At 67.7% G+C, this 21,067-nt stretch carries 18 protein-coding genes and 1 tRNA gene; 8 read left to right on the top strand and 11 right to left on the bottom strand.

Translation table 11 applies throughout. From position 1 onward, the window contains the following. Nucleotides 1-19: 19 nt before the first annotated feature. From larB to uidA, 3 genes are read right to left on the bottom strand one after another with little or no spacing between them, the layout of a single operon-like run. Nucleotides 20-700: a nickel pincer cofactor biosynthesis protein LarB gene (larB, locus tag ACZK4S_RS03445; protein WP_076061238.1), complete on the bottom strand. Its 681-nt coding sequence runs from the start codon at nt 698-700 to the stop codon at nt 20-22. Beyond that, complete coding sequence (larE, locus tag ACZK4S_RS03440) at nt 700-1,581, bottom strand: ATP-dependent sacrificial sulfur transferase LarE (RefSeq protein ID WP_076061236.1); 882 nt, start codon at nt 1,579-1,581, stop codon at nt 700-702. The genes larB and larE overlap by 1 nt, the downstream gene beginning before the upstream one ends. Nucleotides 1,582-1,589: 8 nt before the next feature. After that, entirely contained in the window at nt 1,590-3,395 is a 1,806-nt protein-coding gene (gene uidA, locus ACZK4S_RS03435; RefSeq protein ID WP_076061234.1) for a beta-glucuronidase, read from the bottom strand. A 285-nt stretch (nt 3,396-3,680) separates the two neighbouring features. On the opposite strand from uidA, the gene ACZK4S_RS03430 reads away from it, so the two are divergent. Then, entirely contained in the window at nt 3,681-5,219 is a 1,539-nt protein-coding gene (locus ACZK4S_RS03430; protein WP_463643359.1) for an MFS transporter, read from the top strand. A gap of 183 nt (nt 5,220-5,402) precedes the next feature. Here the strand turns inward: ACZK4S_RS03430 and ACZK4S_RS03425 are convergent, their stop codons facing one another. From ACZK4S_RS03425 to gnd, 4 genes are all read right to left on the bottom strand, one after another. Further along, nucleotides 5,403-6,323, bottom strand: coding sequence for a hypothetical protein (locus tag ACZK4S_RS03425; protein ID WP_463643358.1), 921 nt, complete (start codon nt 6,321-6,323; stop codon nt 5,403-5,405). Between the two features lie 800 nt (nt 6,324-7,123). After that, entirely contained in the window at nt 7,124-8,431 is a 1,308-nt protein-coding gene (locus tag ACZK4S_RS03420) for a lactate racemase domain-containing protein (RefSeq protein ID WP_463643357.1), read from the bottom strand. A gap of 64 nt (nt 8,432-8,495) precedes the next feature. Next, nucleotides 8,496-9,569 carry a PfkB family carbohydrate kinase gene (locus ACZK4S_RS03415; protein WP_182764161.1) on the bottom strand — a complete coding sequence of 358 codons (1,074 nt, stop codon included), beginning with the start codon at nt 9,567-9,569 and terminating at the stop codon, nt 8,496-8,498. Nucleotide 9,570: 1 nt separating this feature from the next. After that, on the bottom strand, nt 9,571-11,025 hold the full coding sequence (gene gnd, locus ACZK4S_RS03410) for an NADP-dependent phosphogluconate dehydrogenase (RefSeq protein WP_182764160.1): 1,455 nt from the start codon (nt 11,023-11,025) through the stop codon (nt 9,571-9,573). A 239-nt stretch (nt 11,026-11,264) separates the two neighbouring features. Here gnd and ACZK4S_RS03405 point away from each other — a divergent pair, with 239 nt between their 5' ends. The 6 genes from ACZK4S_RS03405 (at nt 11,265) to ACZK4S_RS03380 (ending at nt 17,008) form a co-directional block, all read left to right on the top strand. Next, nucleotides 11,265-13,028 carry a glycoside hydrolase family 3 protein gene (locus ACZK4S_RS03405; protein ID WP_463643356.1) on the top strand — a complete coding sequence of 588 codons (1,764 nt, stop codon included), beginning with the start codon at nt 11,265-11,267 and terminating at the stop codon, nt 13,026-13,028. 11 nt (nt 13,029-13,039) lie between these two features. Further along, nucleotides 13,040-13,945, top strand: coding sequence for an HAD family hydrolase (locus tag ACZK4S_RS03400; RefSeq protein WP_076061332.1), 906 nt, complete (start codon nt 13,040-13,042; stop codon nt 13,943-13,945). Between the two features lie 181 nt (nt 13,946-14,126). Next, complete coding sequence (locus tag ACZK4S_RS03395) at nt 14,127-14,768, top strand: TVP38/TMEM64 family protein (protein ID WP_076061218.1); 642 nt, start codon at nt 14,127-14,129, stop codon at nt 14,766-14,768. Continuing rightward, nucleotides 14,753-15,826, top strand: coding sequence for a glycosyltransferase (locus tag ACZK4S_RS03390; RefSeq protein WP_463643355.1), 1,074 nt, complete (start codon nt 14,753-14,755; stop codon nt 15,824-15,826). The genes ACZK4S_RS03395 and ACZK4S_RS03390 overlap by 16 nt, the downstream gene beginning before the upstream one ends. A 75-nt stretch (nt 15,827-15,901) precedes the next feature. After that, nucleotides 15,902-16,837, top strand: a complete 936-nt coding sequence (locus ACZK4S_RS03385; RefSeq protein ID WP_463643354.1) for an aldo/keto reductase — start codon at nt 15,902-15,904, stop codon at nt 16,835-16,837. 85 nt (nt 16,838-16,922) lie between these two features. Continuing rightward, a tRNA-Leu gene (locus tag ACZK4S_RS03380) sits at nt 16,923-17,008 on the top strand. A gap of 107 nt (nt 17,009-17,115) precedes the next feature. On the opposite strand, the gene ACZK4S_RS03375 is transcribed toward ACZK4S_RS03380, so the two are convergent. Further along, nucleotides 17,116-17,598: a pyridoxamine 5'-phosphate oxidase family protein gene (locus ACZK4S_RS03375; RefSeq protein ID WP_076061213.1), complete on the bottom strand. Its 483-nt coding sequence runs from the start codon at nt 17,596-17,598 to the stop codon at nt 17,116-17,118. 196 nt (nt 17,599-17,794) lie between these two features. On the opposite strand from ACZK4S_RS03375, the gene ACZK4S_RS03370 reads away from it, so the two are divergent. Then, nucleotides 17,795-17,944, top strand: coding sequence for a hypothetical protein (locus ACZK4S_RS03370; RefSeq protein WP_463643353.1), 150 nt, complete (start codon nt 17,795-17,797; stop codon nt 17,942-17,944). Nucleotides 17,945-17,961: 17 nt separating this feature from the next. On the opposite strand, the gene ACZK4S_RS03365 is transcribed toward ACZK4S_RS03370, so the two are convergent. From ACZK4S_RS03365 to ACZK4S_RS03355, 3 genes are all read right to left on the bottom strand, one after another. Beyond that, nucleotides 17,962-18,654, bottom strand: coding sequence for a cytochrome b5 domain-containing protein (locus ACZK4S_RS03365; protein ID WP_076061211.1), 693 nt, complete (start codon nt 18,652-18,654; stop codon nt 17,962-17,964). Between the two features lie 241 nt (nt 18,655-18,895). Beyond that, entirely contained in the window at nt 18,896-19,888 is a 993-nt protein-coding gene (iolG, locus tag ACZK4S_RS03360) for an inositol 2-dehydrogenase (RefSeq protein WP_076061328.1), read from the bottom strand. Nucleotides 19,889-19,911: 23 nt separating this feature from the next. After that, nucleotides 19,912-20,985, bottom strand: a complete 1,074-nt coding sequence (locus ACZK4S_RS03355; RefSeq protein ID WP_076061209.1) for a transaldolase family protein — start codon at nt 20,983-20,985, stop codon at nt 19,912-19,914. Nucleotides 20,986-21,067 lie beyond the last annotated feature (82 nt).

The raw sequence follows: 21,067 nt of genomic DNA, 5'->3' as shown, positions 1-21,067 counted from the left end.
GCTCCCACCAGTGGGGATGTCATGCATGATGCCTCCCGGGCGCCGCGATCTGGGCAGCCAAGTGGCCCGCCCCGTAGCCGTTGTCGATGTTGACGACGCCCACGCCGGGGGCGCAGGAGTTCAACATGCTCAACAGCGCCGCGACCCCCTCGAACGCGGCCCCGTAGCCCACCGAGGTCGGCACCGCGACGACGGGGCAGGCCACCAGACCGGCCACGACGGGCACCAGGGCGGCGTCCATCCCCGCGGCGAGCACGATGACGTCGGCCTCGCGCAGTTCGTCGAGACGGGCGATGACTCTGGTCAGGCCCGCCACGCCGACGTCGACCACTTCGGTGACCTCGCGCCCGAGGTAGCGGGCGGTCAGCGCCGCCTCACGGGCGACGGGCAGGTCCGAGGTGCCGGCGCAGACGACGACGACGCGGCCGCCGCTGGGCGCCGGGGGTTCGCCCGGCCAGGCGGCGAGGGAGGCGGTGTCGTCGATGAAGACGCCGGGCAGTTCGTCGCGGATGGCGGTGAGCTGCTCAGGTGTGGCGCGGGTGAACAGGACGGTGCCCAGTTCCTGGTCGGTCTGCTCCGACTTCTGCCGCCACGCGCGGGCGATGGCGTGCACCTGGGCCAGTGTCTTGCCCATGCAGAACACGGCCTCCGGGTAGCCGCGGCGGCGGTAGCGGTCGAAGTCGAGGGTGGCGATGTCCATCACAGGGCCTCCGGGCGGCGGTTGAGCAGGGTGAGGGTGAAGTTCCCGGACTGGATGCCGCCCAGGTCGAGCGTGGCGTGCTGGAAACCCGCCGCCTTGACGCGGCTCAGGAGTTCCTGGCGCACGGCGGTGTCGGCGATGAGGTGGAACTCGTCCGCGGGCACCTCGATGCGGGCGATGCTGCCGTGGTGACGCACCCGGCAGTCGGAGAATCCGGCGGCGAGCACGGCGTCCTCCGCCAGGTCGATGGCCGTCAGCTTCTCGGCGCTGACCGGTTCCCCGTGCGGGATCCGGCTGGCGAGGCAGGGCGCCGCGGGTTTCAGGGCGCTGGCCAGACCGAGTTCGACGGCGACCGCGCGGACGTCGGCCTTGCTGGCGCCGGCGTCGGCGAGGGGATGGAGGACGCGGTGCTCGGCGGCAGCCCGGCTGCCGGGACGGTCCGGCCTGGAGGCGTCGTCGGCGTTCTCGCCGTAGGCGATGGCCGTCAGCTGCAGTTCGGCGGCCACGCGGGTGTCGAGCACCGTGAACAACTCGTCCTTGCAGTGGTAGCAGCGGTCCACCGGGTTGGCTGCGTAGTCGGCGTTGGCGAGCTCGTTGGTGGCGACCTCCACCAGGGGCAGCCCGAGCTGCTCCGCCTGGCGGTGGGCGAGCCGTCGCTCCCGCTTGGCCAACGACGGCGACACGCCCAGCAGCAGCACCGTGTTCGCCTCGCCGACGGCGCGGGCGGTGAGGGCCGCCAGCACGGTGGAGTCGACTCCTCCCGAGTAGGCGACGCCGACGCGAATGCGGTTCGCGCCGGGCTCGGCCAGCGAGGCGGCCACACCGTCGGCGACCCGTTGGAGACTGCGCGGCAACGGCGCGTGGAGGTCGATGGGCTGCATGGCGGCGCTCAGTTGCCCTGCTCGGAGCGCAGCTGGTGCCAGCGCTTGCGCACGTCGTAGGCGGCCGACTTGGGCAGCCGGTCGCGGGTGAACATGCCCTTCTTGTTGCCACCCACGCGCATGATGCCGGGGGTGGTCTGGAAGTCGGCGAAGTTCCACATCTGCTCGCCGACCACCTCGGGGTAGTCGTCGAACACCCGGTGGAACATGGCGAGCATGTCCACCTGGTACTCCTCGGACCAGGGGCGGCGGTGGAAGTCGCGCAACCCGTTGAGGGTGTCCGGGCCGTATTCGGTGAACAGGATGGGCTTGCCGGGGGCGAGGGTGAGCCACCCGTCGAGTTCTTCACGGAGGTGCTTCTCCGCGAGTTCGAGGTTGCCGTTGTCCCAGTACCAGCCGTAGTACCGGTTGAGCATGACGACGTCGTAGAGGTCTGCCACCTTCTCCTTGTCCGGCGTGGACAGCTGCACGTTGACGTAGCCGACGGGGCGGCTGGGGTCCGCGTCGCGCGTGGCGGCTACGAGCGGCTCGAAGTAGGCGCGGCTCGCGTCCGACCAGGTTTCGGGCTCGTTGGCGATCGACCACAGCACGACGCTGGGGTGGTTCTTGTCGCGCGCGATGAGCTCGCGGATGTGCGCCTCGTGGACGCGCCGGGTCTCGTCGTTGATGGTCTCGGGGGAGAACGTGGAGCGTGGCTTGCCGTCGCCGAAGATGCCGCCCGAGAGGCCCTGGTTCATGCCGACGGCGGCGGTCTCGTCGATGACGACGAAGCCCATCCGGTCGGCGTGGTCCATGACCTCCTCGGCGTACGGGTAGTGCGAGGTGCGGAAGGAGTTGGCGCCCTGCCAGGCCATGAGTTCGAAGTCGTGCACCATGAGCGCGTCGTCGTGGCCCTTGCCGCGCACCAGGTTGTCCTCGTGCCGGCCGTAGCCGCGGAAGTAGAAGGGCCGGCCGTTGATGAGGAACTGCGAGTCCTTCACCTCGACGGTGCGGATGCCGAACGGCTGGGGGTAGACGTCCTCGCCGGCGGTGACCTCCAGCGTGTAGAGGTAGCCGCGGCCGGGTTCCCAGAGCTCGGCGTCCTCGACGCGGACCCGGCCGGCGGCCCCCGCTGCGCTGCCGACCTCCACGCCAGCGGCGTCCAGGACGCGCACCGACACCTGGGTGGCCGCCGCTTCCGCCGGTCCCTGAGTTGCATCCGCGACCTCGACGGCGTAGTCCACGACGCCGGCCCTGCCGTCGATCCCCGTGGTGATGGTCACGTCGGTCACCGCCGGTTGGGGGCGCGTGTAGAGCAACACGCTGCGGTGCAGGCCGGCGTAGTTGTAGAAGTCGTGGAAGTAGTACTGGGTGGCGTTGCCCAGCTCGTCCACGGACACGAAGCCCGGCGGGATGCTCTGCCAGCTGAGGCGGTTGTCGACGGCGACGGTGAGCCGGAACTGTCGCCCGGCGAGATCCGTGACGTCGGCCTCGAACGGCAGGTAGCCGCCCACGTGGGAGGCCACCTCGTCATCGTTGACCCAGACGCGGGCCTCGTGCGAGGCCGAGCCGAAGCGGAGGAACAACCGCTCGCCGTCCGCGAGGCGGGGCACCGTGACGGTGCGCTGGTACCAGACCCAGCCGACGTGGTCGCGGACCGCGGATTCGGTGGTGATGTCGTTGTACGACGCCGGCACCGGCATGGGGCGCGGCTGCTCCAGGGGCCCGGCGAACCAGCGCTGCTCGATGCCGCTGTTCTGCGTGTCGACCGAGAAGTCCCACACACCGTCGAGCGACGTGATGGTGCGGGAAAGGGAGGTACGGGCGCCCAACATGTGAGCTCCTTTGCTTGAGGGTCCGGGTCAGTGCCTCAATTCAACCCGCGGCAACTTTGCCTTCCCCCAGATTGCCATAAGTTGCAGTGCGCGGGAATGGCTCGACGCCCTCAGTGGTGGTTGAACTGTCAAGCTAACAGGAGTGCAACAGGCGGCAACTTTGCGGGGGTCGACGACTCCGATGAGACATTTACTTCAACAACCTATGGGAGCAGATCGGTGCGGTACCGAACTGCACTGGCCTCGGCAGCACGGGTGCTGCCTCGTCGAAGGAGACGGAAACAAATGTCCATCAGCACTCAGAACCGGACGGTTCGCCCCTTCGGGTGGCGCGACAAGATCGGCTACCTCTTCGGTGACTTCGGCAACGACTTCACCTTCATGCTCCAAATGATGTTCTTCATGGTGTTCTACACCGACGTGATGGGCATCAACCCGGCCCATGTTGGTCTGCTGTTCCTGCTGGCCCGCCTCCTCGACGCCTTCACCGATGTGGGCATGGGGCGCCTCGTCGACGTGCTCAAGCCCTCGTCGAGCGGCCGCTTCAAGCCGTGGATCCTCCGCATCGCCATCCCTGTCGCCCTGGCCGGCGCGATGATGTTCATGCCGTTCGCCGTCGATGCGAGCTACGCGGTGCGCGTGATCTACATGTGCGTCACCTACATCGTGTGGGGTTCGGTCTTCTACACGATGATCAACATCCCCTACGGCTCCATGGCTGCGGTCATCTCCAACAATCCCGAGCACCGCGCGTCGCTGTCGGTGTTCCGCTCCGTGGGCGCCCAACTCGCCTTCCTGCTGATCTCGGCCGTGCTGCCCCAGGTTGTGTTCGTGCAGAACGCCAACGGCGTCGACCAGCTCGACCCCACCCGGATGGCGCTGGCCGCCGTCGCCTGTGCCATCGCCGCAGTCGCCTGCTACGCGCTGTGCTACTTCAACGTCGAGGAGCGCGTCCAGTCCATCCTCAAGCCCAAGGACCAGCAGGCCTCGTTCGGTCAGATGCTCGGCACCCTGACGAAGAACCGCCCCCTGATCGCCCTGGTCGTCGGCGCCATCGTCTTCCTCATCGGCAACCAGATCGCCTCCACCACCACCGCGTACCTGTGGAAGGACTACTTCAACAACGGCGGCATGATGTCGACCGCGCAGATCGTCGCCATCGCCCCTGTCTTCATCATCGCGCTGGTCGCCACCCGCCTGGCCATGAAATTCGGCAAGAAGGAGATGATCGGCACCATGCTCGCCGTCTCCGGGCTGCTCTCGATCGTCATGTGGATCATGAAGATCTCGAACCCTTGGCTGTTCATCGCGCTGTTCTTCGTCCTGTCCATCGGCGTGGCGATGTACAACACCCTCGTCTGGGCGGTCATCACCGACGTCCTCGACTACCAGGAGATCAAGACCGGCGAACGCGACGACGGCACCGTGTACGCCATCTACAGCTGGAGCCGCAAGCTCGGCCAGGCCGCCGCCGGCTACGTCGTCGGCTGGGCGGTGGGCTCCATCGGCTACAGCTCAGAGGCCGCGCAGGCAGGGGTCCAGCAGTCGTTGGAGACCAAGAACGGCATCTACCTGCTGTTCCTGCTGGTGCCGGGCATCCTGTACCTGATCACCTCCGCCATCATGCTCTTCTGGTACCCGCTCGGCCGCAGGCAGGTCATGGACAACTTCCAGACGCTGCAGGCCCGCGCCGCCGCTGTGGAGCCCGATTCGGCTCAGTCGGTCGACCCGGCCGCCGCCGACGTCATCCCGGCCGCCAGCGGTGTGACCCACGGCGAGACCGGCGCCCGCCGCGACAACATCGCCAACGATCCGCGCGAGTGACCTCTGTTCCCACGGCACGGCCCCCGCACTCCTGGTGCGGGGGCCGTTTCGTTGCTGTCCAGGTGTCGAACTCGACACAACGCTTCCGGAGCCCGCGTAGTGACGATTCTGGAACCGTCCCGGGTGCCACATCTGTCACTACGACGGGGGGTCGAGGTGACGTGTCGGTTATGTGACCGTCGGTCACCGGGCCGGCACGCAGCGGGCGCAGCGGGAGGGGAGGTCTGGCCAGCCGCCTTTCCAGAGCAGCGAGGCGACCTGTCCGGCCGCGCGGCAACTTTCGTACATGACGCCGTTCCAGTCGAAGCGCAGCGTCCGGCCGTCGTGGTGGACGGCGTTGTCGTTGTCTCTCAGCATGTCTTGCGAGCCGTCCGCATGGTCGCGCATCCCGTCGAGCTCGATGATGAGGTTGTACTCGCGGTAGTAGGCGTCCGCTCGGCCCGCCATGCGTTGCACCTGCCGCTCCGGGATGGGCAGCCCGTGGCGTAGGAGCACCTCGGTATGGAACCGCCACTCGAGCGCACTCTCGATTCCGCGGCCCGCCTGGCCGCACAGTTCGCGCAGGACAGCCCGGTGCCTGACCCCGGGTGTCGCCTCCAGTTGCTTGAGGACCCGCTCGGGGGTCGTCAGCCCTTTCGCCAGTGCCCGCGCGACTGCCGAGACGGCGTCGTTCTCCGTCGTCTCGTCCGCGATGTCCAGCAGCGTCACCTCGACGGTGGTCCGACGGAGGCTCAGCACACCGTGCCGGGTGGCGCGGCGGAACCGGATCTGCCATCGGTCGAGATCAAAGTCGGCCCGGGCCTTGGGCGCCCAGACGGTGACCTTCGACGGGGCGTCGCGCACCGCGTCGTGCAGGTGGCCCGAGGCGAGCCCGCCCACCACGGCCTCGCTGCCTCCGCGCAGCAGCCCCGCCCACGCTGCGGCCGCGAACGACGGTGGGCCAAGGAGGTGGAGACCGGGCGCAACCGGGGTCCACTCCTGCGCCATGCGGGCGATGATGGGTCGGCTCAGCCCGCCGTCGAGTAGTTGCCGGGTGCTGACCACCTGGGCCTGCTCGCGGATCTGCTTGAGGAGCGAGTCTGGGATGTTCTTGCGCGCATACACGGGTCCAGCCTGGAACGGGAGCCGAGGGCGGGGAAGGGGCCGGGGCCAACGGACAACACCCGACTGGAAACGGACAACACCTGGTGGGCGTCGGACAACACCTCGAGCGTTGATTGGCCGTCCAGTGGGGCGTCCAACGCGTGGTGGCGGCCTGGGCTGGTCTGGTGGCACCCGTTGACCGGCTGCGGGTCGTCCGTGGCCGCGGTGGACGGCAGCAATGCGCGGACGACGCGGTGGCGGCGGCCGGTAGGGCGCCTGGGGGTTCGCGGTGCTGATGGGACGGTGGCAGAAGTCGCAAGACGGCTCGACCCGCCGTCGGAGTGTCGGTTCCAGCACCGACGTCGGTGCGAGATTTCGCACTACGCGGCGCGCCTGCGCAGTACTGCGAGATCTGGCACCGTGCTCGTTCGCCAAGGACGGCCAAGCTGGCCGGGCGGGCGTGGTTGGCGCCGACCTGCCGTGTTGGCTGCCTTGCTCAGCGTCACCATCCTCGGCCTCGGCTTCCAGCGGGTGAGCGACGACGGCCCCAGCTGGTCGGGTGTCACCCGTTGACCGGCTGCGGGTCGTCCGTGGCCGCGGTGGATGGCAGCAATGCGCGGACGACGCGGTGGTGGCGGCCGGTAGGGCGCCTGGGGGTTGACGGTGATGTACGGACGGGGGCAAAAGTCGCAAGACGGCTCGGCCCGCCGTCGGAGTGTCGGTTCTGGCACCGACTTCGGTGCGAGGTCTCGCACTACGCGACGTGTCCGGGTCGTAGTGCGGGATCTGGCACCGCGTCTTCGCGGGCCAGATCTCCCACCTCAGGCGGGGAGCCTGCCCCTCTGGTCCTCAGTCCGGTGCAGCAGTTCGCCGGCGTTCGGCACCACGAGCGTGTCCGGGTCTGCCGACATCGCCTCCAGGTCCACGTCGGCCGGGTCCAGGTAGGTCAGCGAGATCTTCTCCACCACCTCGCGCGGGATGCCCGTGGCCAACGTCACGGTCACGCGGTTGGTCTCGACCCCGGTGGCCGGGTCGTAGTCGCCCAGGCCGCGCAGGTGCGTCGAGTGCGCCAGTTCGCCCCACGGGTGGTCCTTGAACCGCTCCCACTGCCCGACGAAGTACTGCCGGTTGTGGTAGCCGATCTCCTCGATGCCCGGGTGCATCACGGACACGTCCTTGATGTGCGGTGCGTAGATGATCAACTCGCCGCCGTCGGCGACGACGGGCTCCATCTTGTAGAAGCCCTTCGCGCCCGTCCACATGTCCTCGTACATCTGCGGGATCACGGAGACCACGCGCTTGTACGCCTTCGGCACGTACTTCACGTGCACCTGGCTGGACACCTCGGCGCAGGCCTCCCAGGAGGAGCGGGTGTCGCCGAAGGCCATGAACTGCAGGTCGTCGGAGCCGGGCTTGACGATCATGCCGAGCAGCAGCTTCGTCGACGGGACGAGCGCGGCCGCCGCGTCGATCATCTGCCGCACGGGGGTGATGCCGACGGAGCCGATCATCTCGTAGCTGGTGATCAACGCGCCCACCCAGTGGGACATGTCGATGACGTCGTGGCCGGAGAGTCCGGGGAAGAAGTACTTGTTGCCACCGGAGATGCCCACCACCTCGTGGGGAAGGACAGGGCCGAGCACCAGCGAGATGTCGGTGTCGACGACCATCTTGTTGACGAGCACCGTCATGTCGCGGTCCGTCAGGCGGCCGTCGGTCAGCTCGCCGATGCGCGCGGCCGGGATGGTGCCGAGGTGGGCGAAGGTGTCGTGGTTGCGCCAGTCGTGGTTGTGGATCTCCCAACCGGGGTAGGTCTCCTCGAACCGTCCCGGCGCCGAGCCCATGAGCCGGCCGATGGCCTCGTCGCCCATGTAGTCGTGGGTGCCCAGCGCGATGACCACGCGGACGTCCTTCGGGCGCTGGCCGAGGGCCTCGTGGATGACCTTGGCCACCATGTCGACGGGGGCGTGGCGCGTGCCGTCCGGCACGACGAGGGTGACGCGCTTGCCGTCGAAGTCGTAGCGACGCAGCTCATCGAGGACGAACGTGCGGATCTGCTCCTCGGTGAGGACCTGGTCTGGGCCTCCGACGGTTGCAGCGTCGGGCACTCCGGGATACAGCTTCGTCATGGGACCACCCTACGTCCGGCCGGTCGTCCCGCACCTGGGGCGCGGGACGGCTCAGCGGCTTCATTCATCGCTGGACCCGCGCGTTGCCCTCCCAGATGGACCAAACCTGCGCCTCATCCATGGGGGAGCCGTAGTCGTTGAGGGACGTGGCAGCGAGGGCCCCCGTCGCCCAGCCGAACTGCATGCACTTCTCCGCGGGCCAACCGCGCAGCAGGCCGTGGAGGACGCCGCCGATAGAGCCGTCGCCGCCGCCGATGCGGTCGAGAACGTCGATGTCGCGGAGGTGGGCGACGTGGAACTCACCCTCGCCCCAGAGCACCATGCCCCAGCGGTGGTGGTTGGCGGAGATGACCTCGCGCAGCGACGTGCCGATGAACGAGGCGCGGGGGTACCGCTCGGAGATGCGGGCGATCATGGCCTTGAAGCTGCCGATCTCGTCGGCGATGTCCTCGCCGCCGGCCTCCGGGCCGGGAATGCCCAGGCACAGCTGGAAGTCCTCCTCATTGCCGTAGAGGATGTCGCAGAGCTGGGCGATCTCGTGGAAGGCCCTGTGCAGTTCGTCCTCGCGACCCTTCCAGAACGACGCCCGGAAGTTGAGGTCGAAGCTGATCGCCGTGCCGTGCTCGCGGGCCTTCTTGGCCAGCTCCACGCAGAACGTCGAGGTCTGGGGAGACAGCGCCGCCACCAGGCCGGACAGGTGCAGGATCTTCACGCCCTCGTCGCGGAACAGCTTGTCCAGGTCGTAGTCGGCGACCTTCAGGTCCAGTCCCACCTCGCCGGCGCGGTCGTTCCAGACGCGCGGCGCGCGGCCGCCGAACCCGGCGTCGGCGATGTTGAACTGGTGGCGGTTGCCCCAGGCGTCGCCCTGCGGCACCTCAGGGCCTTCGTAGGCCATGCCGCGGGCGCGCAGATCCGCCTTGATGAACGCCGAGATGGGGGAGCCGTCGACGAACCTGGTGAGCACCTTGACCGGCAGGCCAAGATGGGACGCCACGGAGGCGACGTTGGTCTCGGCCGAGGTGGCCTGCATCAGGTAGCGGCTCGAGGAGTGCACCGGCTGCCGGTTCTCCGGCGTGATCCGCACACCCATGGAGGTTGGCACCACAAGTGCCCACTTCGCATCTTCCCGTAGCTGCATGTCAGCTCACCACTTCCTGACGCTCGTCGGTTGCCCACAGGGTGTGGAAGCTGCCCTCGTCGTCGACGCGCTTGTAGGTGTGGGCGCCGAAGTAGTCGCGCTGACCCTGGATGAGCGCGGCGGGCAGGCGGGGGCTGCGCACCCCGTCGTAGTAGGACAGCGACGACGAGAAGACCGGGGCCGGCACGCCGTGGAGGGCCGAGAGGCTCACCACGCGGCGCCACGACGGGAGCGCGGCCACCACCTTGTCGTAGAAGTACTTGTCGCCGATGAGCAGCGGGAGATCCGGGTTGCCCTCGTAGGCGCGGGTGACCTCGCCGAGGAAGCGGGCCCGGATGATGCAGCCGGCGCGCCAGATGCGGGCCATGTCGCCGAGGCTGATGTCCCAGTCATATTCGGCGGCGGCGGCCTGGATCAGGTTGAAGCCCTGGCTGTAGGCCACCAGCTTCGACGCGTACAACGCCTGGCGGACGTCCTCGATGAAGGCGTCGCTGTCCTCGATGTACCAGCCGGCGGCCTCGGACGCGAAGCCGTGTGCGCCCTCGCGCTGGACGGGCGACGACGACAATCCGCGGGCGAAGGTCGCCTCACCGATGCCGGTGACGGGTACGCCCAGCGTCAGTGCGGTCTGGGTGGTCCAGGCGCCGGTGCCCTTCTGACCCGCCGCGTCGACGATGACGTCAACCAGCGGCGTGTCGGTGCGGGCGTCGACCTGGCGCAGCACCTCGACGGAGACCTCCATCAGGTAGGAATCGAGGTCGCCCTTGTTCCACTCCTCGAAGATGTCGGCGATCTCCGCGGGGCTGAGGCTGAGCGCGCGGCGGAGGAGGTCGTAGGCCTCGCCGATGACCTGCATGTCGGCGTACTCGATGCCGTTGTGGACCATCTTGACGAAGTGGCCGGCGCCGTCCGCGCCGACATGGGTGCAGCAGGGTTCGCCGTCGACATGTGCGGAGATGGATTCCAGCATGGGGCCGAGGCGACGGTAGGACTCCTCCGAGCCGCCGGGCATGATCGACGGGCCGAGCAGCGCTCCCTCCTCGCCGCCGGAGACGCCGCAGCCGACGAAGTGCAGCCCGCGCTCGCGGAGCGCAGCCTCGCGGCGGCGGGTGTCCGAGAACAGGGCGTTGCCGCAGTCGACAATGATGTCGCCCTCGTCCATCCGGGAGGCGAGCTCCTCGATGACGGCGTCGGTGGCGGGGCCGGCCTGAACCATGATGATCGCGACGCGGGGCGACGTGAGGGAGGCCACGAAGTCGTCCATCGACTCGCCGGGGACGAACGTTCCCTCGTCGCCGTGTTGGGCCATCACGGCCTCGGTCTTGGCTGCGGTGCGGTTGTGGATGGCCACCCTGTGGCCGTGGCGGGCAAGGTTGCGCGCCAGGTTGGATCCCATGACGCCCATGCCGGTGACGCCGATGTCAGCGCTGGACGGGGTGGGGGTGGCGAGTGCCATCGGGTTCTCCTTCTACGTTGTGTGGCTCCAGCATGTCGCGAGGTGGTGGTGGCGCCGGAGGTGTTGCAGTAAGTTGCCACCGCCCGGCTCCGTGGGGATGGCGGGAGGCCTCGGGGGCCTGGGAAGGGAGCGGCGCTGACCGCGCCGTCGGTGGCAACAAATGGAAACTTGGCCGTCTCGAAAGACGACTCTGGTGGAGTTGACACCGTAACCCACAGCAACGGAGCGAGGACAGACTCATGGTGGATCTCACAGCGCAACCCTTCAATCTGGACGACGAGGCGGTCGCCTGGGTCGAGAAGACCATTTCGGAGATGACCGACGAGGAGAAGATCGGTCAGCTGTTCGTCAACATGGGCGCCGAGCGCTCCGAGGAGTACCTCACCGGGGTGCTGGACAACTACCACATCGGCGCGGTGCGCTATAACCCCGGCAAGGCCGAGGAGGTGTGGGAGCAGAACTACATCCTGCAGACCAAGTCCAAGCTGCCCATGCTGATCGCCGCCAACACCGAGGCCGGCGGCAACGGTGCCTGCACCGACGGCACCTACATCGGCTACGAAGCCAAGATCGGCAACACCCACGACGCCAGGTGGGCCTACGAGATGGGCCGCGTGTCCGGCATCGAGGCCGCCGCCATCGGCTGCAACTGGTCGTTCGCGCCCATCGTCGACGTCTACCGCAACTGGCGCAACCCCGTCGTGTCGCTGCGCTCGTTCGGCGGGGACGTCGACAAGGTCCTCGAGATGAGCCTCGCCTACATGAAGGGCATCCAGGAATCCGGCATCGCCCCCGCCGCGAAGCACTGGCCCGGCGACGGCATCGACGAGCGTGACCAGCACCTCTCGCACGCCCCCAACTGGCTGTCCACCGACGAGTGGGACGCCACCTTCGGCAAGCTGTACCAGGGCCTCTTCGACGCCGGCCTGCCGTCGATCATGACCGGCCACATCGCGCTCCCGTCGTACCAGAAGCACTTCAACCCCGACATGACCGACGAGGACATCCTGCCCGCCACCCTGTCGAAGGAGATCAACACCGACCTCCTCCGGGGCAAGCTGGGCTTCAACGGTGTCGTCGTCACCGACGCGTCCCACATGGTGGGCCTGACCGGCGCCATGAAGCGCTCCGACATCCTCCCCACGGCCATCGAGGCCGGCTGTGACCTCTTCCTCTTCTTCAATGACCCCGACGAGGACTTCGGCTGGATGATGGAGGGCTGGAAGTCCGGCAAGCTGTCGGACGAGCGCCTGCACGACGCCCTCACGCGCATCCTCGGCCTGAAGGCCATGCTCGGCCTGCACAACCGCAAGCGCGAGGAGATACTCCCCGCCAAGGAGGAGGCCATGGCCCGCATCGGCCTGCCCGAATCGCTGAAGGTCGCCGAAGAGGTGGCCGACGCCGCCATCACGCTGGTCAAGAACAAGCAGCCGGGCAACCTGCCGATGTCGCCGCAGAAGTATCCCCGTGTCCTCGTCGTGCCGATCGGTGCAGCGCCCAGCCCCTTCGCGATGCTCGCCGGCGACGGTGGCGGCCACCCGGCCGACCGGTTCGTCGAGAAGCTGCGTGCCCGCGGCTACCAGGCCGACCGCTACGAATCCCAATTGGAGAAGGTGAAGGGCAGGGAGCCCGACGAGGTCAAGCAGATCCTCGCCAACGCCTACGCCGGCAAGTCGCCGATCTCGGACCTGACCGACAACTACGACATGGTCCTGTCCGTGGCCCACGTCTTCGGCCTCGGCCAGCCGATCGAGCGCCCCTACTGGCCCGGCACGAAGGGCACGCTCGACATGCCCTGGTATGTCCACGAGCTGCCCACCATCCTCGTGTCGACGGCGTCGCCGAACCTGCTGGCCGACATGCCGCAGGTGAAGACCTACGTGGCCGGCTTCGACGACAAGGACTTCAACCTCGACATCATGCTCGACAAGCTGGAGGGCCGCTCCGAGTTCAAGGGCACCCCCGCCACCGAGATGTTCCCGTTCGCCGACACCCGAATCTGACGGAGATGTTCATGACCGAAACCAAGATGCCGGAGCGGGCCCAGGTCCTCGTCGACTTCAAGCCCACCAGGGAATTCTTCGTGGGCATCGACTCCGACGGCTGCGCCATGGACGCCATGGACATCAAGCACCAGGAGTGCTTCACCCCGGCCTACATCAAGTACTTCAACCTGCAGGCCGCCTCCACGCTGGTGCGGGAGACCGCCCTCTTCGTGAACCTGTACTCCACCACCCGCGGCCAGAACCGCTGGGTGGCGCTTGCCCGTCTCTTCGAGTTGCTCAGGCAGCGCCCCGAGGTGCTGGAGCGCGGCGTGCGGATCCCCGAGGGGCGGGAACTGCAGAAGTTCCTCGACTCCGGCTACCCCCGCTCTGACCGCGGCATCGCGGACTTCGCCGCGGCCCACCCGTCGGTGGAGATCGAGGAGTGCATGGAGTGGGGCAAGGGTGTCAATGAGCTCATAGAGTGGATGGTGCACGGCTGCGCGCCGTTCCCCGGTGTGCGCGAGGCGTTCGACGCCATGGCCGGCCGGGTGGACTGCATGACGGTCTCCGCCACGCCCATGGAGGCGCTGGAGCGCGAATGGCACGAGCATGACCTGGCCGGGTACATGAAGGTGATCGCAGGCCAGGAGATGGGCTCCAAGGCACAGCACGTGCACTGGGCCGCCAAGGGTAAGTACGATGACGACCACATCATGCTGATCGGTGACGCCCCGGGCGACCGGGACAGCGCCTTCTCCGAGGCGGTGCTGTTCTACCCGATCATGCCCGGCAGTGAGGCGGCGAGTTGGCAGCGTTTCCGCGAGGAGGCCCTCCCGCGCTTCCTGGACGGAACCTATCGCGGCGAGTACCAGGACGCCCTGGTGGCCGAATACGAGTCGCTCCTCCCCGCCACCCCGCCCTGGCGCACCATCTGACCGAGTCCCCCGGACCCCGAGGGAAGCCCCGGGGAAATCCAACTGAAGTAGGGGTTGGAACCAGACGTTGGCCTGATGCGGCCCAACTGATTTCTGGTGAAGGATGAGGTCCATGACCACTGTTGAGACCTCCGACGTGCACACTGGGCAGGGGAGAACTGTCCCGATGCAAGGGGAGGTTATGGAGCCGCTGGAACACGAGGACGTCACAACGCCGGCGGATCCGGTGCGCGCCAAACGGCTGAAGAGGCTGATCCACGTGTTGACCCTCATCGGCCTCGCCGGCGTCATCACCCTCATCGTCCTGGGGTTCTCCAGCGGGGTCCTGACGTCGGTGGCGTCCCTGCGTGAGTTCGTCGACGGCTTCGGGCTCCTCGCCCCCGTGGCCTTCATCCTGATCGGGTCGCTCGAGTCCGTCGTGCCGGTGATCCCGGGTTCCGGCGCCATCATCTCGGCGCCCATCATCTTCGGCCAGATCGAGGGCACCCTCTGGGCGTACCTCACCACCGTGCTGGGCTCCACCCTGGTGTTCTTCGTCTCGCGCCACGTCGGCCGCGACATGGTCGTCGCCCGTTTCTCGCAGCGCACACTGGAGCGGTACGGCAAATGGCTGGACCATCCAAAGTTCATGAAGTATTTCGCTATCGCGATTGCCCTTCCACTGGCCCCTGACGACGTACTGTGTTACATGGCTGGGCTCACCAACATGCGGTGGCGCACCTACCTGCTCATCATCTTCCTGTGCAAGCCGTGGGGAGTGGTGCTCTACACAACAGGCGTTATGACCATTCTGAAGGTGGTGTTCCCATGGCTGGGTCTCTAGTGCCAGCAGCGGAGACGCACCCCGACGCAGGTCTGCGGGTCTGTCTCTACTCGGGAGCCGGCCGGCTCATGGAACGCAGCGGCGTCGGATCCGCCATGCGGCATCAGGCGAAGATGCTGCTCAATCTGGGTTCGCAACTGGTGAAGCTGTGGAAGCGGCCCGACATCGTGCAGCTCAACACCATCTTCCCGGATTCCGTGCTCGTCGGCGTTCTCGCCAGGGCGTTGGGGATCCCCGTCGTCGTGTTCGCGCATTCCACCAGGGAGGACTTCGAACAGTCCTGGGTGGGCGCGCGAACCTTCGCGCCGCTGTTCGAGAAGTGGCTGGGCGTCGTGTACCGCCGCGGCGACGTCGTGGTCACCCCCACGCCCTATTCGCGCGGCATCATCGAGAATTACCGGATCACCGCGCCCATCCGCGTGCTCACCAACGGCGTCGACACGCGCTTCTTCTCCGGTGGCGCGGAGGCCCGCACGCGGTTCCGCGCGCGGCACCGCATCGCGTCGGATCGCCACGTGGTGCTGAGCGTCGGGCACCTGATGGTGCGCAAGGGCATCCTCGAGTACATCGATCTCGCCCGCTCCATGCCGGAGGCGGACTTCTACTGGGCGGGCACCGCACCCAATGCCGCGATGACGCCGGATGTGCGGGCCGCGTTGGCCCACCCGCCGTCGAACCTCCACCTGCTGGGCCACATCCCGCCGGACGAGGTGCGCGACGCCTACGCAGGGGCGGACCTCTTCTGCTTCATGTCGCACGAGGAGACGCAGGGCATCGTAGTGCTGGAAGCGCTGTCCAGCGGCGTCCCGGTGCTGGTGCGCGACATCCCGGTGTACGACGGCTGGCTCCACGAGGTCGCCGTGCACCGCGCGTCCACCACCCGTGAGTTCGAGACGACGGCGCGGGCCGTCCTCTCCGGCGAGGCGCCGGACCTGACCGAGGCCGGGCGGTTGCTGGCGGCCCAGCATGACCTGCTCGAGGTGTCCACGGACCTGGCTGCGGTGCACCGGGACCTGCTCGAGCGACGCCCGAGCCACCGTCGCGCCATCGGTGCCTGACCTGAGTGCTCGGTGAGTCGGTAATAGGCTGGGGCTGAGAGCCCGTCAGTGGTGACGGGCGGCTAGGAGGGCCCCATGAAGACTCATCGGCTCGGCACGACGGACCTTGAGGTTCCCGCTGTCGTCACCGGCGTGATGCGCATCCAGGACAAGACCGACGACGAGATCCGCGCGTTGTACACCGCCTCGCGTGAGGCGGGGATCAACTTTTTCGACCACGCCGACATCTACGGCTCAGCGCCGTACCACGGGTGCGAGAAGCGCTTCGCGGAGGCGCTGCGCCTCAGCGCGGCGGAGCGCGGGGAGATCATCCTGCAGACGAAGGCCGGGATCAACAAGGATGGCCCCTTCTTCGACTTCTCCTACGAACACCTCGTGCGCCAGATCGACAACTCGCTCAGGGCGCTGGACACCGACTACCTCGACGTGTTCCTCCTCCACCGCCCCGACGCACTGGTGCAACCCGAGGAGGTCGCCCGGGCGCTCGACGAGGCGGTGACGGCCGGCAAGGTCCGGCACGTGGGCGTCTCCAACCACACCCCGAACCAGATCGAGTTGTTGAAGCGATACGTGCGCCAACCCCTCGTCGCGAACCAGCTGCAGCTGTCGATCACGCACGCGCCCATCGTCGCGCAGGGGGTGGCGGCGAACATGGTGGATGTGAAGCAGTCGGCGAGCCTGGACCTGGGCATCCTCGACTACTGCCGCCTGCACGACATCACCGTCCAGGCGTGGTCGCCGTTCCAGGCCGCGTTCTTCAACGGCGTCTTCCTGGGCCACCCTGACTTCCCGGAGTTGAACGCTGTGATCGACCGGCTCGCCGCCAAGTACGGGGTCGCGCCGGAGGGGATAGCGACCGCCTGGATCGCCCGTCATCCTGCCAACATCCAGACGGTGTTGGGTACGACCACCCCCGAGCGCGTCACGAAGGCGGCAGCCGGAGCCGACGTGGAGCTCACCCGCCCCGAGTGGTACGAGCTGTTCAGGGCCGCCGGGTACCTCGTCCCGTGATGCCGCGGTGCCCCCTGGATGTCGCCGTTTTGTGCGCCGCGGCGAGGGGGTGCTAAGGTTTGACGTCGGGTCGAGAGACCCGGATGCGCGCGTGGCGGAATGGCAGACGCGCCGGCTTCAGGTGCCGGTGCCCGCAAGGGCGTGGAGGTTCAACTCCTCTCGCGCGCACCACCAGGTGAGAAATCCCCAGCCAGCTACCCCGGCTGGGGATTTCCTGTCTGTAGCGACGCAGCCTGTAGCGACGCAGCCTGTAGCGACGCAGCGCGATGTGGTCAGGGTCAGAGCTGGACCGTGCCGTGTTCACCCTGGTCTGGTCGCTCGCCCGTGACAGCGGCCTTGGCCAACCCGATCAGCGTCGCCACCTGGCTGCCGCCGTCCCAGTACTCGGCGGTGTTGACGTTCACCTCGAGGATGACGTTGGCCGGGTCTTCGGCATCCCCGGCGTACGCCTCCTGGATGCGGTTCCACAGTTCGCGCTTCTTGGCCGTGTCGCGTTCGACCCGACCAGTGCCCGACATCGACACGTAGGCGCTGCCATCCATGAGCGAAAGGTTCACCTGCTGCCCGTCGGACTGGGTCGAGACGTCGTTGTCGCCCTGTGTGATGAAGCGAAAGACCGACTCCTCGCGCTCCGCGATGGTCATGGGGCGGCTCGTGAGCGCGCCGTCGGCGTCGCGCGTGGTGAACATCACGAAGCGCTGGCCCTTGATGAGGTCGTCGAGATTGGCGGCGTGCTCCGCCGGAGTCGTGTGCTTATCCATGGGGCGACTGTAAACGTTGAACAAACCTGACACAAGGGATGGCGCAGTCGTCCTTGAGGAGATGGCGTGGGTTACGCAGCGGCGTAGTAGCAGGGGCGATTCTGGGTCGTTGCGCAGGAACGGCGCATGGGGGGACGCGGGATGACAGAATCAGCCCACGGGCTGACGCGCGGCCCGGGGTCCTGGGGAGGCCGACATGGTGGTCGCAATTCTGTTGTGCCTGGGTTCCATCTGGGGCATTGTCACGGGCGTGGTCCAGCGCAGGACGGCGCGGATCATCGTCTCGACGATGGTTCTCATCCTGGTGATCGCCGGGTGGATCTTCTTCTATTACCACCCGTACTGACGAGGGAATTTTCCGGATCAGGCCAGTGGGCCGAGCAGGAAGGTCTTCAGCGTCGCCTGCGCGACTTCGGTCTGACCGTGCTGGCCGGTGAACTGGGCCGTCGCGTCCGTGCCGCAGAGCGGCTCGATCCGCTCGGGGCCGCCCGGGTGCTGCGGGATCCAACTGGTGACGTCGAAGGCATTGCCGTCGACAGCGATCCAGCAGTCGGCGGGGGTGCTGTGGGCCGCCACGTCCGCCATCGTGTAGGCGCTCTGCCTAGGTGCGGCCGCCGTCGCCGCCACGCCGGACCAGGCGGCCGTCGCGCCCGAGTGGCCGGTGAGGGTCACCAGCACCAGCACCACGAGCGCCAGGGCGGAGACCACCCAGCCGACCACGCCCCGCTCCGACGCCACGTCGGCCTTGCGAACGCGCCAGAGCCAGGCGCCGCCCACCAGCAGCAGCACGACGGAGGCCAGCGCGGTCCACATGCCCAGTTCCGAGTGGGCTATGGGGAGGCCAACCTTCGCGGCCAGGTCGTCGCCGGTTCCCCAGGCGGCGACCGCCCCCAGGGCGCCGAGGGCGAGGAGCCCCAGCACCGGCAGGGCGAACCTCGGCCGCCAGGCCGGCCGGAGGGTCAGCGCGACGATCGAGACGGCGGACAATGGCAGCAACACGACGGGCAGGTGCACGAACAGCGGGTGGGCCGGCAGCCCGAGGATGTCTTCCAGCATGGGGATGAGACTAGATGTCGCGAAGGATGGAGCAAAGGTGTAGCACCTGTGCGTTCGCTGTGAGGTGAGGGGCTTGCGCTGCCGTTGACTTTGATGCCGTCCTCGGCATCAAACCCAGCATTGGAACCCAGCTCGCAGCTCGGGGGTCTGGTTAGTCCATCGACCTCATGCCCACCGACTTCGGGGCATGCACAACCGCCGGGCCTTGGAGCAATCCAAAGCCCGGCGGTGTCGCATCTTCCTACTCGACGCGCACAGGGCGACCGCTGCGGGCCGATTCTTCGGCCGCCTCGGCCAGCACCAGGGCCTCGATGCCGTCACTGATGGTCGGCGACACCTCGACGCCCTCGTTGATCGCGTCGATGAAGGACGCCAGCTCGTCGCGGTACGCGTCGGCGTAGCGCTCCAGGAAGTAGTCCAGGTATGGGTCCTGAGCCGCGCTGAAGTCCTTCTTGTTCACGGTCAACGACGTGGGGCGCAGGTTGTCGACGAACAGCGAACCGTCCGCACCGTGCACCTCCATCCGCTGGTCGTAGCCGGCGGCGCAGTGACGGTTGTTGGTGATCGACGCCACGGCGCCGTCGACGCTGCGCAGCACGACGACCGCGCCGTCGAAGTCGCCGGTGTCCGCCAGTTCGGGGATGTTGTTCTGTCCGAACGCGGTGACCTCGGCGATGTCGCCCATGAAGAACCGGGCCTGGTCGAAGTCGTGGATGGTGCAGTCCTTGAAGATGCCGCCCGACTGCGCGATGTAGCTCGCCGGGGGAGCGGCGGGATCACGCGATTGGATGGTCATCTGCTCGACGCGACCGATCTCTCCGGCGGCGACGAGATCGTGCGCCTTCTTGATCGACGGGTCGTAGCGACGCTGGAAGCCCACCATCACCGGCGGGTGCTGGAAGGTGGCCAGATCGGCCTCCAGTTCGCGCGCCTGCGCGACCGACGAAGCAACCGGCTTCTCGCAGAGCACGGCCTTGCCGGCCCGCGCCGCAGCAAGGACCTGCTCGGCGTGCAGCGGGGTGGGCGAGCCGATGATCACGGCGTCCACCTCAGGATCCGCGAACACCTCGGCGGCGTCCTTCACAGCCCGTGCGCCATGCGCGGCGGCGAGATCCTCTGCCGCGGTGCCGAACGGATCCGACACGAGCACGAGCTCGGCGCGGGGGTGCGACGCGATCGCCTGGGCGTGCACCCGGCCGATGCGGCCGGCGCCGATGATGGCTACGCGGAGCAACTTGTCTGTCATGTACCCACTCCTCAGGGGGCTGGAACGATGATGTCGCGGACGAGAGCGTCGAGATCGGCGTCTGCCGCGAGGAACTGGCGGAGGGTCTTGCGGGTGGGGCCGAAGCCTTCGAACTCCTCGGGCGTCATCCCGTCGACCTCGTAGGCGCGGCGGAAGTCCTCGATCTTCAGCAGCTCGTGGAGGTGCTCCTGCTTGACGGGCTCGTCCATGCGGGGGACGGTGTCATATCCGGACTCGTTGATGGTCTTCTGCCACGTGAACGGCGGGGAGACCACCACGTCGCCGCCCACGAACTCAGCCCAGTGGTTGACGTTGCGGAACGCGGCGGACAGGACGCGCGAGCGGTAGCCGCGCTCCTGGAAGATCTTGTAGGCACGCTTCATGCACGCGACGCCGGCCCACTCGAGGGCCTCCGGGTCCACGGAGAGTCCCTCGCGCTCGGCGGCTTCCTTGAGCCAGTCGTCGAGGCGTCCCACCATGATGGTGACGACGGGGCCCATCTCGGAGATGTCATGGCCCTCCGCCTCGCGGCGCTTCAGGCCGCGCTCGATGGCTTCGCCCGCCTGCACCGCCTGGGGTACGGAGAAGGAGACGGTCACGTTGATGGACACGCCGCGGTAGCTGGCCTCTTCGATGGCCTCCAGGCCGGTCTTGGTGGCCGGGATCTTCACGACGATGTTGTCGGCCAGCTCATGGAACTCCACGGCCTGGTCCGCGAGCGCCTGGGCGTCGCGGTGGAGGCGCGGGTCGGTCTGTACCGACAGGCGGCCGTTGCGGCCGTTGTGCTCCCTGAAGATCGGCTCGAGCAGCGCGGCTGCTTCGACGGACATGTCCTTGACCGCCTGCCAACCGATCTGCGACTCGCCCCAGGTGGGGTGCTCGGCCGCGATGGCCTCGATGCGCGGACGCCACTCATCGAGGTGCTGCTTGATGGTGGTGTAGGCGATCACCGGGTTGCATGTGGCCCCGACCCCGCCGAACGCGATGGACTGCTTCAGCTCATCGAGATCCGAGGAATCGTTCCACAGAGACGTGGGGGTGGTCTGCGCTGCGGCCAGCAGCGGCCCGGGGGTGTAGTCAGTCATCTGGCTCCTGCTTTCACGGAGAGCGGCGGCGTCGCCGTATGTGACCTCAGTTAATCGCATTGTCTATGCATAGTCAAGCTAT

This window comes from Tessaracoccus zhenghani (genome assembly GCF_055326325.1).
This window is presented reverse-complemented; position numbering and strand designations above follow the sequence as displayed.

What these genes read in the sequence shown, in the direction of transcription:
- ACZK4S_RS03420 (WP_463643357.1), bottom strand. Translation starts at nt 8,431, where the DNA reads ATGACGAAGCTGTATCCCGGAGTGCCCGACGCTGCAACCGTCGGAGGC.
- ACZK4S_RS03370 (WP_463643353.1), top strand. Translation starts at nt 17,795, where the DNA reads ATGGTGGTCGCAATTCTGTTGTGCCTGGGTTCCATCTGGGGCATTGTC.
- ACZK4S_RS03395 (WP_076061218.1), top strand. Translation starts at nt 14,127, where the DNA reads ATGGAGCCGCTGGAACACGAGGACGTCACAACGCCGGCGGATCCGGTG.
- ACZK4S_RS03400 (WP_076061332.1), top strand. Translation starts at nt 13,040, where the DNA reads ATGACCGAAACCAAGATGCCGGAGCGGGCCCAGGTCCTCGTCGACTTC.
- ACZK4S_RS03355 (WP_076061209.1), bottom strand. Translation starts at nt 20,985, where the DNA reads ATGACTGACTACACCCCCGGGCCGCTGCTGGCCGCAGCGCAGACCACC.
- ACZK4S_RS03375 (WP_076061213.1), bottom strand. Translation starts at nt 17,598, where the DNA reads ATGGATAAGCACACGACTCCGGCGGAGCACGCCGCCAATCTCGACGAC.
- larB (WP_076061238.1), bottom strand. Translation starts at nt 700, where the DNA reads ATGGACATCGCCACCCTCGACTTCGACCGCTACCGCCGCCGCGGCTAC.
- ACZK4S_RS03365 (WP_076061211.1), bottom strand. Translation starts at nt 18,654, where the DNA reads ATGCTGGAAGACATCCTCGGGCTGCCGGCCCACCCGCTGTTCGTGCAC.
- ACZK4S_RS03390 (WP_463643355.1), top strand. Translation starts at nt 14,753, where the DNA reads ATGGCTGGGTCTCTAGTGCCAGCAGCGGAGACGCACCCCGACGCAGGT.
- larE (WP_076061236.1), bottom strand. Translation starts at nt 1,581, where the DNA reads ATGCAGCCCATCGACCTCCACGCGCCGTTGCCGCGCAGTCTCCAACGG.
- ACZK4S_RS03385 (WP_463643354.1), top strand. Translation starts at nt 15,902, where the DNA reads ATGAAGACTCATCGGCTCGGCACGACGGACCTTGAGGTTCCCGCTGTC.
- ACZK4S_RS03430 (WP_463643359.1), top strand. Translation starts at nt 3,681, where the DNA reads ATGTCCATCAGCACTCAGAACCGGACGGTTCGCCCCTTCGGGTGGCGC.
- ACZK4S_RS03405 (WP_463643356.1), top strand. Translation starts at nt 11,265, where the DNA reads ATGGTGGATCTCACAGCGCAACCCTTCAATCTGGACGACGAGGCGGTC.
- ACZK4S_RS03415 (WP_182764161.1), bottom strand. Translation starts at nt 9,569, where the DNA reads ATGCAGCTACGGGAAGATGCGAAGTGGGCACTTGTGGTGCCAACCTCC.
- uidA (WP_076061234.1), bottom strand. Translation starts at nt 3,395, where the DNA reads ATGTTGGGCGCCCGTACCTCCCTTTCCCGCACCATCACGTCGCTCGAC.
- gnd (WP_182764160.1), bottom strand. Translation starts at nt 11,025, where the DNA reads ATGGCACTCGCCACCCCCACCCCGTCCAGCGCTGACATCGGCGTCACC.